The following is a 15067-nucleotide window of genomic DNA, read 5'->3' as shown; positions in this document are numbered from 1 at the left end:
ATTAGTCTATTTCGTGTTTTTATTAATTCTATCTTTAGCTATTAAAAAGTAATCTTTTTCCAATTCACTACCAATAAAATATCTATTATTTTTTACAGCAGCAACTCCTGTTGAACCTGAACCCATAAAACAATCTAGAACAATATCACCCTCATTTGAGTACATTAAGATTAATTTTTCCATTAATTCAATTGGTTTTTGTGTGGGGTGTAAGTATTCATTTTCTTTAGGAACAGATATCACATTATTAAAAGTCCCACCATATGTAGAAGAATTTAATTTTTTATTTTTGTTAAATGCTTTTTCTTTATTTCAAATCTCTTTTAGTTTATTATAGCTTATGAATTTTTCTCATTTATCTATGTGGTATATATTGATTAATTGTTCGTATAATTCTTCGCTCAATAGCCCAAAATGTTCACCAGTATAATAAAATCAAAATTCTAATTTTCGGTGGCCTAAATCGTTGTGAATCTTTCTTCTAGGTTTATTGATTCATTGAATCATTTGCTGTGAATATCATCTACAAAAGAATAAATCTTTATCCACTTCTAATGTTTGAGATAGTTTATTGAATGTTCTTTTATTATTTTTGCTTTCGTTATGAATAAAAATAGCAATATTTTCTGTAAAAATTAAAGGCATTTTTGTATGATGGAATCCTTGCGCAGCATTATTTTTTTCTCAAATCAATTCATACTTATAATCCTTAAAATTAGACATAATCATCTCAGCATAAGTTGGATTTTGACCAAAGCAAGCTATTGTTCCACCATCTTTTATAATTCGATTAAATTCAGTAAACATTACATTTCAATCTATTTGATTATCTCAAGTTATTTTGTTTTTTTGTCCAGATAATTGCATACCATTAATTTTTCCATAAGGAGGATCAATACAAATAAAATCTATAGATTTATCAGGTAATGTTTTTAATAATTCTAAATAATCACAATTTTCTAATCTATTTTCTTTTTGCATTTTTCCTCCTTGATATATGTTTATTTTATCAGCATTTTTAAATAAGAATAACAAGTATTAAAAAGAATCTCTTGCGAGATTCCTATTAATTATCTTTTTAAATATTTAGACATATATTTGCGTTTAAATCATTGTGATTGAGTTAAGTAGTGAATTACAATCGTTTGTAAAATTGTTCATATTGAACCAAAGATTCAGTAGACTTGAACTCCAGCTGAGAACATAACTGTAATTACAGTGAATACAATCATCATAATTGTTTGTGTTCTCTCGGATTTCTTCAAGGCTTCAGCTTCAGCAATAGTTGTTCTTCTCTTGAATTTTTTCTTGTTGAGTAATTTTGGTATCAACATAGAAAGAATTTGGAAGATAATAACTGCTGCTAAAACTCATAAATAAGCTCAGTTTCCATCGAATAATCTCCTGAGTTTCGGAGTTTTAGTTTAAAAATTCTATAAAAATTCAAATTAATTAAGATTCATATATCTATGATATATGGATTTTTAATTTACTTCTAAAAAAGTCCTTTTATTTACTTGTATTACTTGTATAAAATGGTATAATATAGACATGAAAAATAAGTTTATAGTTATCAAACACAAAAGAAAGAATCACACATATATTTCTGTTGCAACATCAAATGGTTATGGAAAAGGATATGGTAACCAAGTTGGTATTGGTAGATTAGAAAAATTAGAAGATCTATCATCAAATCCAATAAATGTAATAAAAAATGTTTGTGAAACATTATCGATTACTGATTCAAAAGAAAAAATCAAGCAAAGTATTATGTTCGCATTAAATTCTTCAAAAACAGAAGTTTACAATGTAAACTATGGGATAAATATCCTTTATGATTTGATTAATAAATTCGAAATATTTGATGCACTCCCAAAGACAAGACATAAAGAGCTTAATAAAATTCTAAAATACACAATTGCAAGTAGAATAATTGATGCAAATAGTTATATTTCAATACATAAAAATAAGTATAAATATGAAGATGCCCCAAACACTAGCAAAGATAGTTATTATTCCTTATTAAATCTTATCTATGATAATAAAGAAAACTTATTAAAAAGAATTAACGAAAAAGTTATTAAAAATACATCAAGAAAAGTTGAACTAGTTTTCTATGATTCAACAACTATGTATTTTGAAAGTTTTTCACATTTAGGTCTTAGACATAGTGGTTATTCAAAAGATGGAAAATTTAAAGAAGACCAAGTTGTTGTCGGTATGGCTACAGATGAAAATGGTATTCCTATTCATATTGAAACCTTTAAAGGAAATACTGCAAATTCTAAAACTTTCATTCCTTTTGTATTAGAAATGAGCAAAATTTATGAAATAAAAAATGTAACAATAATTGCCGATAAAGGTATGTCTACATCAAGTAACATAAGATTTTTAGAACAAAAAGGGATAAATTACATAATTTCTTATCGTTTAAAATCAGGTGCAAAATCATTTAAAGATTTTGTTTTAGATGAAAGTAACTATGTAGGTGATGAAAACTTTAAATACAAAGAAGAAACAATTGTTTCTCTATACAATAAAAAACGTCCTAACGGAAAACTAAGACGTAGAATAGTTACATTTAGTAAGAAAAGAGCTTTAAAAGATAAAGCTGATAGACAAAACTTAATTGATAATTTTAATAAATTAAAAAACAAAAATGGATTAGTTGAAACCGGTAAATTAACTGGTGGAAAGAAATATAAATTCTTCAAAAAAGTTGGTAAAGCGTTTTATGAATTAGACTATAAAAAAGTTCAAGAAGATAGTCAATTTGACGGTTATTATATTTATGAAACGTCAAGAATGGATTTAACATCTGAAGAAATTGTTGAAATTTATGCAAAACAATGACAGATTGAAGAAAACTTTAGAACAATGAAATCATCATTACAAGTTAGACCTATGTATGTTTGAACAGATAAACATATTGAAGCACATATTTTATTATGTTTTATGTCTCTTGTTATCATGAAATTTTTACTTTACTCAGTTAACAAAACTCTAAAAGATACTGGCGTAATTGATAGATTTTCAAATGAAAGAGTTATAAAAGCAATTAAATCAGCTGAAAAAGTCGTAAAAGTTGTTGATGGTCAAATAAAAGAAGAAATTTATATACGAAATACTCAAAATTCAGATTATATTTCTGATTTTGAAACAATACAAACAATATTTTCAAAAATTGTACAAGTAATTTAGACATAAAAAATACGAATAGCCCTATTTTTAAGGACTATTCGTTTTTAAGCCTTTAAAACTCCGAAACTCAGGACAAGTATTAAAAAAATCTCTTGCGAGATTCCTATTAATTATCTTTTTAAATATTTAGACATATATTTGCGTTTAAATCATTGTGATTGAGTTAAGTAGTGAATTACAATCGTTTGTAAAATTGTTCATATTGAACCAAAGATTCAGTAGACTTGAACTCCAGCTGAGAACATAACTGTAATTACAGTGAATACAATCATCATAATTGTTTGTGTTCTCTCGGATTTCTTCAAGGCTTCAGCTTCAGCAATAGTTGTTCTTCTCTTGAAATTTTTCTTGTTGAGTAATTTTGGTATCAACATAGAAAGAATTTGGAAGATAATAACTGCTGCTAAAACTCATAAATAAGCTCAGTTTCCATCGAATAATCTCTTATATGAGATAGATGCGAAGTTAACTCCTAATCACGTTGTCTCTTTAATTTCTGGAATACTTTGAATAACCCTTCACATAGCGAAGAATAACGGCATCGAAAGTATCATTGTACCAAACTGGTCAGCTGGGTTTATATTGTATTTACTATATAAAGCTGAAAGTTCTTGTTGTTTTTTCATCTTCATAGCTTTATTCTGCTCAAGACCTTTATATTTGGCTTCAATAGCTGCTTTTTTATATTTAAGCTCTTCCATTACTTGTTGCATAACAGTTGATCTAAATGTAATTGCAAGCCCTATTAAACGAGTAAGGATAATAGCTATAAGGATAGCAATAATAGCTGCTCAACCATCTCAATCAGGCATAGCTTGACGTAATGATTGAATTAAAACAGAAAGTGGGTAGACTAATAAACCATAGAATGGACCATATTTTCAAGCCTCTCCTCAAGTAACAATTGGTTGAATTGCATAATCTCCACCAAATGGTACTACTGAAGCATTTTGTGAATATAAGGTGTTTTTCTTGTAGTCAAATTTATCAACATATTGAGTTTGATCAGCATTAAGTTGTGCTTTTTCTAACTCACTTCATCTTTGCATGCTTACATTATCTCTATTAAAGTATTGGAGTTGACCTAAGTATTCGCTCATTACTTTTTGATATTGATTTAACATGCTAAATTGTTTTGGTGTTAAGTAGAATAATGGTGTTGTTCCATTTGATTCATTAATTTTTGTTCCAATGTTATCAATTAAGTTTTTAATGAATTCCGATGGTGTAGCACCTAATTCTTTAGCGAATTCAGTACCTTTACCAAAACTGTAATCATAAAATGCTTGTAAGATATCTCTAGCAAACATTCTATTTGCATTTCTTTGAGCTTCATCAAAGTTTGATTTATCTTCTTTATAAATATTTTTAGGGGTATTTACATGAAGCACTCCTGAAATATCTGTGATAGCTAAACTACCATCTGAAGTAGTTACAGGAACTGTAACTTTAGCTTCATTTCCTTGTTTATCTACAATGGTAATTGAAGTTGTAGCAGTTTCCATGAACTTAGTATTAAGAACTTTAGGTAATAAATCTTTTTCTTTATCATTTTTTCAGTCATATTTAAATGCGAATAAGTAAATATCACTGTTTTTTGCATTTGTTACATATTCATAATTTGGAGATGTTTGTGATCTAAATAAGTATTTAGGATCATTTCCATTTGTTCCAAAAATTGAATCTTTAGCTGTTGATAAACCTTCAGCTTCAAGTGATTTGTTTTCAGGTAGTTGGAAAGCAACTAAATATTTATCAGGTTGTCCATAGTTTCCACCATTTTTTTCTGTTTGATTTCTAAGTGCTTCTAAAACTTTAGAATCACGAACAAAGAAGTTAGCTTCAGTGTCAGCTGTTAATACATCGACAGTGAATTTTTCTTCTTTTTTGTCATTATTGTTTTCTGTGTAATTAATTTCTTCTGTTTTATTTTTTAAAGTATTAACTCTAGGTGCAATGTCGTTTTTATTTCTATAAAACTCAATACCGTTACCTACGTTATATGAATTCTTAAGTGCAAACGCTTGCACACACCCTGTTATTGTTAAACCGAAAACAAAAACATAAAAGACGATTTTAAATCATTTTAAGAATTTTCTTCATCCTTCTTTTCTTTTTTGTTTTGGATCTTCACTATTGGTAAAATATTGAAAATTATTATTCGTCTTTTTCATTTTTCCTAAATTTCTCAAAAAGTTTAGCAATTGCTTCTTTCTTTACTTGAAAGTCGCTATTGATAAAATCTTTGCGAACAATAAACACAAAATCATAATTCAAATCATAGAGATTTAAATCATGTATTATTGCTCTTAATTGTCTTTTGTATAAATTACGACCAACTGCATTAGCAAATTTTTTCGGTACAGTTAATCCTGCCCTAAAAGTATTGCTTTTTACTGAATAAACAATTAGATATTTATTTGCGAGACAATTCTTTTTGCCCGAGTTTAATACATTGTTAAATTCTCAGTTTTTTCTAAGTCGATATTGCTTTTTCATTTTAGAAATTATTTATCAGAAACTGTTAATCTTTTTCTACCTTTAGCTCTTCTTCTAGCTAATACTTTTCTACCGTTAGCTGTTTTCATTCTAGCTCTAAAACCGTGAACTTTAGCGTGTTTACGCTTGTTTGGTTGGTATGTTCTTTTGCTCATATTCTTTCCTCCTTGTGAATGATTTTACAATTATATTATAAGCGTGCTTATATTATACACAAAAACTCATTTTTTGAATTTTGAAAATTTACCCTAAAATCACTACTAAAATTGCTTATTTTTAGTGCTTTTTATCCGAGCAAAACAAAAAGCTTTTTTAATGTCAAAATATATTTTTTAATTGTTGTATAATTTTCAAAAATAGATAAGAGGTTAAAATGTTAAATTTAAAATACGTTTTAAATAATAAAGATAAAGTTAGAAAAAACCTTGAAAATAGAGGTTTTGAAATCAAAATTTATGATGAATTTGTATCACTTGCTGAGCAACGTGGTACTTTAATGAATCAAGCACAATTAAAAAAAGCTGAATTAACTAAATTATCAAAAGAATTCGGACTTCAAAAAAATAATCCAGAAGCATTAGCTGCACTTAAACAACAAATTACTACTATTAAACAAGAAGAAGCAACTTTAAGTTCTCAAGCTGATAGTTTAAATCAAAGAATTGAAGAATTAATCTTACAAATTCCTAACGAAACATTACCTGAAGTACCTGTTGGTGTTGATGAAAATGATAATGTTGTTTTAGCTGAACACCCAAATTTAGGAAGAGGTCTTGTTAAAGGTGTACTTCCTCACTATGAAATCGCTAGAAAATTAGATATTATTGACTTTGAAAGAGCTGTTAAGCTTTCAGGTTCTCGTGCAGTAATTTATAAAAATGCTGGTTCTAAATTAGTTCGTGCTTTAATTAATTTTATGTTAAACCTTCACACATCTAAAGGTTACAATGAATTCAATACACCTGTTATAGTTAAAGAAGCTATGTTATACGGAACAGGTCAATTACCAAAATTCAAAGAAGATTTATACAAAATTCAAGGTGAAGATGAATATTTAATTCCAACCGCTGAAGTTACACTTACAAACATTTACAACAATGAAATCGTAGACTTATCTACACCATTTAGAGCTACAGGATACACAGAATGCTTCAGATCTGAAGCTGGTTCATCTGGTAAAGATACTCGTGGAATTTTAAGACAACACGAATTCAAAAAAATTGAATTAGTTAAAGTTACAAATGAAGCCGATGCTATTAAGGAATTTGAAGCAATGCTTGAAGATGCTAAAGATGTTTTAGAAAAACTCGAAATACCTTACCGTGAATTGCTTTTATGTACAGGTGATTTAGGTTTCTCATCACGTAAAACAATTGACTTAGAATTATGATTACCATCTGAAGAAAGATATAGAGAAACTTCTTCAGTAAGTTACATGGGTGATTTTCAAGCTCGTAGAGCTATGATTAGATATAGAGATAATGAAGGTAAAACTCAATATGCTCACACTATGAATGGTTCAGGTCTTGCAGTTGATAGAGTTATTGCAGCTATTTTAGAAATTTACCAAAACGAAGATGGAACAATTACAGTTCCTAAAGTATTAGTTCCATATATGGGAATGGAAATTATTAAGTAATATAAAAATCCAAACAACATTATGTCATAGTGTTATTTGGATTTTTTTAATTAATTTAATTCTTCATGTGCTTTAGCTAAAGCGTCTTTTAAATCTTCAAAAGTTATACCTCTTGAATTTATACTTCTAGGTGAATTTCATTTGTTTTTAATTAATGTTTTTTTACTATATTTAATAAAGTTAAAGTTTTGATTTCTAATTAAATCATATATTTCTTGTAATGTAATTGATTCAACCGTTGTAGCTTCTTTAAATAAACCATTTTCAATATTATATATTTCAGCAATTAGTCATAAAATACTTTGTATTTTCTTAAATCTTTCCGCTTTATCAGCGCTAAATAATGTTGGTTTTTCATCATAAAATGAATCTATAAACTTCTTGTATCTAGATTCATAAAGTTCATCAGAGTATTTAAACTCTTCATCATTTGCTGTTTTAATTTTAATTAGTTTTTTAATAATTTTTTGATTTATTAAATTAACTAAAAAACCAAAATCATTTTCCATATATTCGCTGAATTTTATAATTTCTTCATCGTTTTCTTCTTCTTTAGGTAAACGAGTTTTAAAAGCAAATGGAATAATTGTTGATCTAATGTATTTTGTTAAGTATAAGTTTCAAACTTTTACATCTATGTCTTGGTCTTTAAAGTAATTAATATTTTCTATTAATTCATAAATTAATTCAATCCCTTGATTACATGTACCAATTGTGATTTGGTTATTATCTTGAGTTTTATGTGCACATTTTGTTGCATTTCTAGCTTCATCATAACTTCATGAATTATGTTTGTTATCAATTAAATAAAATATATTATTTAATGTTTCAAAAACGTAATTTCTTATTTCGTTTTTATTCGTTTTTCACATTGTGCTAGTACTAAAATCTTTTTTATCTAAATCTAAAACATAATTTTCATTTCCGTTTAAAAAGTATTTAAGAACTTTATTAGGTTTGTTTAAAATAGTTTTTAAATCAGTTTCTTTTTTACATATTGTTTTATTACAAATTTTTGTAATTGTAAAAATTATAGGTAATAATCAATAATACATTTGATTATTAATTGCTGCAGCTTTATTTACTACTGGAGATAATTTATATACATTTCTTTCATTATCTAATTCATAAACAAAATCTTCTTTACTTGTTTTTGTATCTAATTTTGAGTAAAATAAGAAACATTTTTCAGTTAATAAATTAAATAAGTCATTGTTTTTAACATGAGTATCGAATTCTTTAATAAAATCTTTATCAATCTTTTTTCTTAAATCTTCATAGTGTATTGATAATTTATCTTCTAAATCATTTAGTGACATGTTCGCAACAAAGAAATCATATAAATACAATTCTAAAATTCATTCAAATTGTTGTTTTTTATTGGTGTAATTTTCATATTTTGAAAACACTTTTAAGAATTGAATAAATTCTTTCAAAACAGTAAAAGATTTATTTTCAGTGAAAACTATTTTATTGTCAATCTTATCTAATATTTGCTTTGTTTCATATATATGATTCAATTCTATCAATTCATCTATATTGTCGCTTGTAGATGTTTGTATTTCCAATCCGCAAAATTGCATAAAATTTTCATCTTGAATTAAAGTATTTAAGTTTTTGTTTTTTGTTTTTTTATCTTTGTTCATAAATTCTCCTTTTGACCCTAATTTAATTCTATACCAAATTGCAATATCATTTTCCAACAGCACTTAACCTAAAGAAATGCTTTTGTTTCTTATTATTAGGCTTAAATATTTTTATCTTTATTTTTTTATTTTTTACACCATAGAAAAATGTTCAAAAATCAATTTTATAGCAAAATCCATCAGTAATAAAAACTGGAAAAGTTTCATAAAATGTGGAATTTTCCATATTTTTCATACTTTTTTCACAATAATTTAATAGTGTTTAAATTTCGATGCAAACGAAAAATATAAATAATTATTGTGTATTTAATTTATAAATAAAGATTTTTAATTTTGTTTTTAATAAAACATTCAAAAATGTGGTAATGTTTCTATTTTTGTAAACTAGGACACTTTATTTAGACTGTAAAAGTTATGATAAAAGAGCAAATTGTTTTGAATAAATCATTAATGGAAAGATTATTCAATTGTATTCTCACTATAGAAAGAAATAAATTTCCTTATGAAAAATTCATAAATTTATTTGAAATAGCCACAAATATTCAACTACCAAAAAATCAATTAATGGAAATTATTGAATTTATAAAACATTATAATTTACATAATATGAATAAAGAAGTAGTTTACAAATTATCAAAAGATAAACGTGGAAGAAAAAGAAAAAATACAAAAGTTAATTGAAACAAGATTTCAAAAGACGATATGGTTACAATACTAGAAATTTGACAAAAATATGGAGAAATTGTCAAAGATATTCCTGAAGAAGATTTGAACAAAATCAAAAATATTAAATCAAGTAAAGCTGAAATAGCTAAATCTTTTAACATGTCTAGAAGCACTTTATTTAATTTATTAAGCCAAAAAACTTCTAAAAATTCAGATAAAGAAATTGAATATGAAAATGAAATTAAAGAAGTGTTTTACAAGCACAAAAGAAATTTTGGAAGAGCTAGAATTTCTGCTGTATTAGAAAAAGAATACGGTATTAAGATTTCTTCTAGAACAATAGGAAGAAGAATGAAACAAATAGGCCTTAAATGTAGAGTTAGACAAAAACAAAAAGAAAGAGAAATTAAAAATACTTCTGCACAATGTGACAACATAGTTAAAAGAGATTATAACGATAAAGAAAATAGAAATATTGTAGCAACAGATGTTACATACCTAAAAGTTCCTTACGATTTAAAATATGTATTAAATCACTTATTTTTATCAGTCGCAATAAATCATAAAACAAAAAGAGTGTTAAATTATAATGTCTCAACCAGAAATGATACTGAACTTGTTATTTCGCATATAAAAGAATTAGAATTTGATTCACCATGAATAATTCACTCAAATCACGGTTATCAATACACTTCAAAAGAGTATATTGAATTAATTAATTCTAAAAACGGGACTATATCGATGAGTAGAGTAGGCAATTCTCTAGACAATAGAGAAGCAGAATATTTCTTCTCGATTTTAAAATCTGAATGTTTAAATTTTGTTAATTACAACACAACTTCATATGATGAATTATTAGTAATTATCAAAGATTTTATTGAATATTATAATTCGGAAAGAATTCAATCTAATTTAGGATGATTAACTCCTAATCAATTTTATGCTTTAAATTCTTAATCAAAAAAATAGACAATTTATAAGGAGGGGAGTCCAAATAAGTTGTCCATGTATATTTTGCTATATTTTATAAATACTAATTGATATACAGAAACTAAATAAGAATAAAATAAAAGTGTTATAACACAATAACAATTTTAAGGAGAATTAACAAATGAATAAAGTTTCTAAATTATTATTAACTTTTGGAGGTGCAGCTACTGCTATTATTCCTGCTGTTGCAGTATCATGTACACCATCAGATAATGATAAAAAAATTAAAGACTTAGAAAAACAATTAGCTGATACTAAAGCTCAATTAACAACAGCACAAACAGATTTAACAAACAAAACTCAAGAATTAACAACAGCACAAACTAATTTAACAAGCAAAACTCAAGAATTAGCAGATGCTATTAAAAGATACAATACAGTTTCATTAACATCATCAAACACATGGAACAGTATTTCAGCTGAAAAAGAAGCTATGGGAATGGAAGTTTACAAACAAGCTACAGCTGCTTTTGACGCAATGATTACACAACCTAATGTTTCATTAACAAATGTTGACTCAAAAGGTTCAGCTGTTACCGTTACAGCTACAGAAGAAGGTAAATTTATTCCTGTTGTATTTATGGACTTAGATGAAACAGTTTTAAATAACTTTGCATACCAAAACTACTTAGTAAAAAACAACACAACATTTAGTTTAACTACATGACATGATTTTGTAATGCAAGCTAAATCTCAAGAAGTTGCTGGAGCAATTAAATTCATCAAACACGTTTGAGAAAAAGGTGGAGTTGTAATGTTCAACTCAAACAGAAATCAAAACGATAGTTCAAATGGTAAAATCAAAGGTGAAGTTGAAGCCTCAAAAACTAACTTAGTAAATTTAGGTCTTGATGCTAAATTAATGCCTGAATGAATTTGATGAATGCAAGGTACAGAAAGTGCAACACCTCAAAAACCATTTAGCCAAGCAAACAGAGATGTTAAAGTTTCTAAAGAAGAAAGAATGCACTACATCAACACAAATAAATTAACAATTGATAAAGTTCAAGCACAATTTAAAGTTGTTATGAGAGTTGGAGATGATATCTCAGACTTTAACGACAACTTCTCAAAACAACAAGGAATTAAATCAGCTGAAGTTGTTGCTGCTTTAAAAGATGCTAACAACGGATATGGTATTTTATTTGGAAACACAGATGTAAACAATAAATCTGTATACTTCAATATAAAAACAAATAAATTTGAAAAAGAAGATTTCGCCGCAAGTTACATCTTAATCCCAGGAAACACATCATACGGAAGCTGAGTAAAACAAGCAGTTGGTTCAAGCGCATTTAACTTTGATAAAGCTAATGAATTACTTGCTGCTTCAGGTTGAGTATTCACACCATCAGCTCCTGCTACAACAACTACAGGAACAAATACATCAACCACAACTCCTGCTCCTGCTACAGGTACACAAACAGGTAATGGTTCAGCAGCTGCTACACCAGCAAAATAGTTTTAAAAGCTAATTTAAAAATCACTCAAACGAGTGATTTTTCTATTCTTCTTTAGCAGTTATCGAATAGATTGAATTATTAATTCAAACTATATCTCCTACTTTTATTTTACTTCCTCTACCTTTTGGTTGTTCACCATTTATTGTAATAGAGTTATTTTTTATAAATTCTTTTGCTTGACCACCTGTATCTATTTCATCGATTTTTTTAAGAAATTGACTTAATTTAATTGATCCACCTTTAATTGCTACTGTCATTATTTTTTGAGATGAATAGTACTTTCTCATAGGTGTAATTAATTGAATGTGGTGTGGATCATTTTCTGAAATAAATAGTAATTTATCTTCTGAATCAGATACAAAGATATTCAACATTCCTGAATCTAAAGCTGATACAGCATCTTTAACGTAGTTGTAGTTGAAGTCAAATTCAATTTCATTACCTTCAACAATTTCTAAAGCATCAGATTCAGCACTAGCTGTTCCTATTTCAGGAACTTCATAATTGATTTTTAATTTATGGTTTTCAAAGCTAAATTCCATTTTCTTATCTTTATCTGTTTGATAGAATAAAGCTTTATTGATTGTTTTTAAAAGTTCTTCTTTTTCGATTTTAAAGTTTCTTGTGTATTTAACTTGGAATAATGCTGAAACATCAAGGAATTGAGTTCTGTTTACAGCTGTTCAAACCACTGTATTATCATAAGAAATACCAATTTTATCTTGATTAAAGAATAAATTAACTGTTTCTGGTGTTTCTTTAGTAATAAGTTTCTTAAGGTTTTTATTATCTATTGTTAAATCAATTGTAATGGGTTTAGAAACTTTAATAATTTCTGTGGATAAACGATATGAATCTGTTGCTAAGAATCTTAATTCATCAGAATTTTTAGCTGTTATATTAATACATTTATAAATTAAAGAATTTAATCTATCATTTGATGAACTTGTTGATGTAGATACATCATAAATAGCTTTATCAAATTTTTGTGAATTGATTTGAACTTGATTATCTGTATCTTCAAAATCAATTTTTGGATATAAACCAGCGTTTAATTTAGTTAATGTAAATAATGTTGATCCTTCATAAATATCAATTAAATTTTCTTTAGCATCAAATGTAATTTGTTTATCAAATTTCTTAATAATATTTTTTAATAAGTTAGCTGATAAGTAAAAACTACCAGTTCTTTCTAATTGAATATCATTATCATTTAAATCAATTATTTTTCTAGCAGCAAGAGTAGAAGAAGCTCCTACTAATGTTAATTTTTCTGTATCAATATGCATATAAATACATCTAAATGGAATAAATGTATCATTACTATCTATATAAGTTGAAATAAATTCAACTAATTGGTCAATTTTAGATTTAGAAATAGTGAATTTCATAAAATCTCCTTTATATTAATAATATATGTTGTGGATATGTTGATAACTTGTAAAAAGTTATTTTTAGTTATAAAAATCTAATTTAAATTAACTTTTTGCTTAAAATTAAATTTTTTATAACTTGTGGATTACTTGTTAATTAATCTTATATATTTGGTTTCTAAGTTCTTGAATTGTTCTTTTTAAACTTTCGTCATCTGAGTTTTTAAATTTGTTTAAAGCGTTTAAAACGGTTGAGTGATCCTTTTTAAATACTTTACCTAATTCAGTAGAAGAATAATCTAATTGAATTGAAATCATGTACATTGCAATATGTCTTGCAACAACTATTTCAGCTTTTCTTGAGTTAGATAAAATATCTTTAACTGGAATTTTATAATACTTAGAAACAGCTTTAATAATTACATCAGGTGTAATATTTTCTTGTTGTTGAACTACATCAGCAAAAATATTAGTTATAGTTTTATCTATATATTCTTTTGGTGACTTCAAAATATCTTTTTTATAATGAGAAATACGTTTAACAGCACCTAAAAGGGTTCTGATTGAAGCTGTATGGTTTCTAATGATGAAATCTTTAGCCTCATTAGAAATTAATTCATTATTAAGTTCAATATCATCTAAAAACGAATCTAATAATTTTGATAAATCATCCATATCAGGCTGCTTAATTTTAGTAATAAACCCTGATTGAAGACGAGTAATCAGACGATTATCAAACATTGTAGATATTTGATTGATATCTTTATCACTACAGAAGACAGTAATTTTATCTTTCTGCATTCTACCATCTAAAATTTGGAAGATAAAGTCTTTAGTTGATTTTTTATTTCCTTCTCCGAAAATTTGAAAATCGTCAAAAATTAGTAAATCATAGTTTTCAACTAGTCTTTTATGGGTATTAAACAACTTTTTAGGATCATTTTCTTTTAATAAATTAGTAAGTCAAGGTGAAAATGAAATTGGGTTAATAATAAAAACTTTTTTACCTTGTTTACAAAATTCATTATTTAAAGCATTAACTAAGTGAGTTTTCCCTAATCCAGAATTTCCTGAAATAAATAAAACATTAAAGTTATATTCACCCGCAGCAATTGATTTACAAATATTTAAAGCTTCTTTATTAAAGTTACTTTCAACATAAGTATCAAAAGTCTGGTCAAGGTTACCTGAATTTGAAGGTTTTATTAAATTATCAGCTTTTTTAATGACTTTTTCAGCATTTTTTGAAGCTTCTAAATAATCTTTATCAATAATTTTAAAAGTAACACCTTCTCCAAAAACCTCATTTACCGCTTTAACGAAAATATCATTGTAATATTTTTTAAAGTTGAATAAGTCTGGATAAACTTTTGGGAAAAAGATAACTACTTCATTATTTTCAAAAGATAAAATCTTTAAATTTTTAAAAAATGTTCTAAAAAGCATGTTATCTTGAATTTCGTTTTTCATATACTCTACAAAAACCTCATTCAAAACATCCAATTTAACTTCGTGATTGTTATTTTCTTCTTCTTTAAATAAGTTATTCATAAACTAATTTTATAAGTTTTTTAAAAGTATGTTAATAAA

At 26.3% G+C, this 15067-nt stretch carries 12 protein-coding genes; 4 read left to right on the top strand and 8 right to left on the bottom strand.

Annotated features, from left to right (window positions below; translation table 4 throughout):
* Nucleotides 1-6: 6 nt before the first annotated feature.
* The gene (locus Q8852_RS00065) at nucleotides 7-981 is read right to left on the bottom strand and encodes a DNA-methyltransferase (protein WP_305937992.1); all 975 of its coding nucleotides are present in this window, start codon (nucleotides 979-981) and stop codon (nucleotides 7-9) included.
* A gap of 89 nt (nucleotides 982-1070) precedes the next feature.
* Nucleotides 1071-1334: a membrane protein insertase YidC gene (locus Q8852_RS00060; protein WP_305937991.1), complete on the bottom strand. Its 264-nt coding sequence runs from the start codon at nucleotides 1332-1334 to the stop codon at nucleotides 1071-1073.
* Between the two features lie 217 nt (nucleotides 1335-1551).
* Here Q8852_RS00060 and Q8852_RS00055 point away from each other — a divergent pair, with 217 nt between their 5' ends.
* Complete coding sequence (locus Q8852_RS00055; protein WP_305937990.1) at nucleotides 1552-3201, top strand: IS1634 family transposase; 1650 nt, start codon at nucleotides 1552-1554, stop codon at nucleotides 3199-3201.
* 110 nt (nucleotides 3202-3311) lie between these two features.
* Here Q8852_RS00055 and yidC read toward each other — a convergent pair whose 3' ends face one another.
* From yidC to rpmH, 3 genes are read right to left on the bottom strand one after another with little or no spacing between them, the layout of a single operon-like run.
* On the bottom strand, nucleotides 3312-5375 hold the full coding sequence (gene yidC, locus Q8852_RS00050) for a membrane protein insertase YidC (protein WP_305937989.1): 2064 nt from the start codon (nucleotides 5373-5375) through the stop codon (nucleotides 3312-3314).
* Nucleotides 5359-5700, bottom strand: a complete 342-nt coding sequence (gene rnpA, locus Q8852_RS00045) for a ribonuclease P protein component (RefSeq protein ID WP_305937988.1) — start codon at nucleotides 5698-5700, stop codon at nucleotides 5359-5361. Before rnpA ends, yidC begins: the two co-directional genes overlap by 17 nt.
* Nucleotides 5701-5708: 8 nt before the next feature.
* Nucleotides 5709-5855: a 50S ribosomal protein L34 gene (gene rpmH / locus Q8852_RS00040; protein WP_257089135.1), complete on the bottom strand. Its 147-nt coding sequence runs from the start codon at nucleotides 5853-5855 to the stop codon at nucleotides 5709-5711.
* A 218-nt stretch (nucleotides 5856-6073) separates the two neighbouring features.
* Between rpmH and serS the strand changes: the two genes are divergently transcribed.
* On the top strand, nucleotides 6074-7339 hold the full coding sequence (gene serS / locus Q8852_RS00035; protein WP_305937987.1) for a serine--tRNA ligase: 1266 nt from the start codon (nucleotides 6074-6076) through the stop codon (nucleotides 7337-7339).
* 50 nt (nucleotides 7340-7389) lie between these two features.
* On the opposite strand, the gene Q8852_RS00030 is transcribed toward serS, so the two are convergent.
* Complete coding sequence (locus tag Q8852_RS00030; protein WP_305937986.1) at nucleotides 7390-8985, bottom strand: hypothetical protein; 1596 nt, start codon at nucleotides 8983-8985, stop codon at nucleotides 7390-7392.
* A 414-nt stretch (nucleotides 8986-9399) separates the two neighbouring features.
* Between Q8852_RS00030 and Q8852_RS00025 the strand changes: the two genes are divergently transcribed.
* Nucleotides 9400-10608 (top strand): IS3 family transposase, encoded by a 1209-nt coding sequence (locus tag Q8852_RS00025; protein ID WP_305937985.1) that lies wholly within the window; start codon nucleotides 9400-9402, stop codon nucleotides 10606-10608.
* Nucleotides 10609-10762: 154 nt separating this feature from the next.
* A complete protein-coding gene (locus Q8852_RS00020; protein WP_305937984.1) occupies nucleotides 10763-12103 on the top strand; it encodes an HAD family acid phosphatase in 1341 nt (446 codons plus the stop codon).
* Nucleotides 12104-12145: 42 nt separating this feature from the next.
* Here Q8852_RS00020 and Q8852_RS00010 read toward each other — a convergent pair whose 3' ends face one another.
* Both Q8852_RS00010 and Q8852_RS00005 read right to left on the bottom strand, forming a co-directional pair.
* Nucleotides 12146-13495: a DNA polymerase III subunit beta family protein gene (locus Q8852_RS00010; RefSeq protein WP_369810260.1), complete on the bottom strand. Its 1350-nt coding sequence runs from the start codon at nucleotides 13493-13495 to the stop codon at nucleotides 12146-12148.
* Nucleotides 13496-13630: 135 nt separating this feature from the next.
* Entirely contained in the window at nucleotides 13631-15028 is a 1398-nt protein-coding gene (locus tag Q8852_RS00005; protein ID WP_305937983.1) for a DnaA ATPase domain-containing protein, read from the bottom strand.
* Nucleotides 15029-15067: the final 39 nt, after the last annotated feature.

It is taken from the genome of Mycoplasma seminis, from assembly GCF_030718845.1.
GTDB classification, from domain to species: domain Bacteria; phylum Bacillota_I; class Bacilli_A; order Mycoplasmatales; family Metamycoplasmataceae; genus Mycoplasmopsis; species Mycoplasmopsis seminis.
Note: the sequence above shows the minus strand (reverse complement) of the source record. Positions and strands in the feature narration are given on the sequence as shown.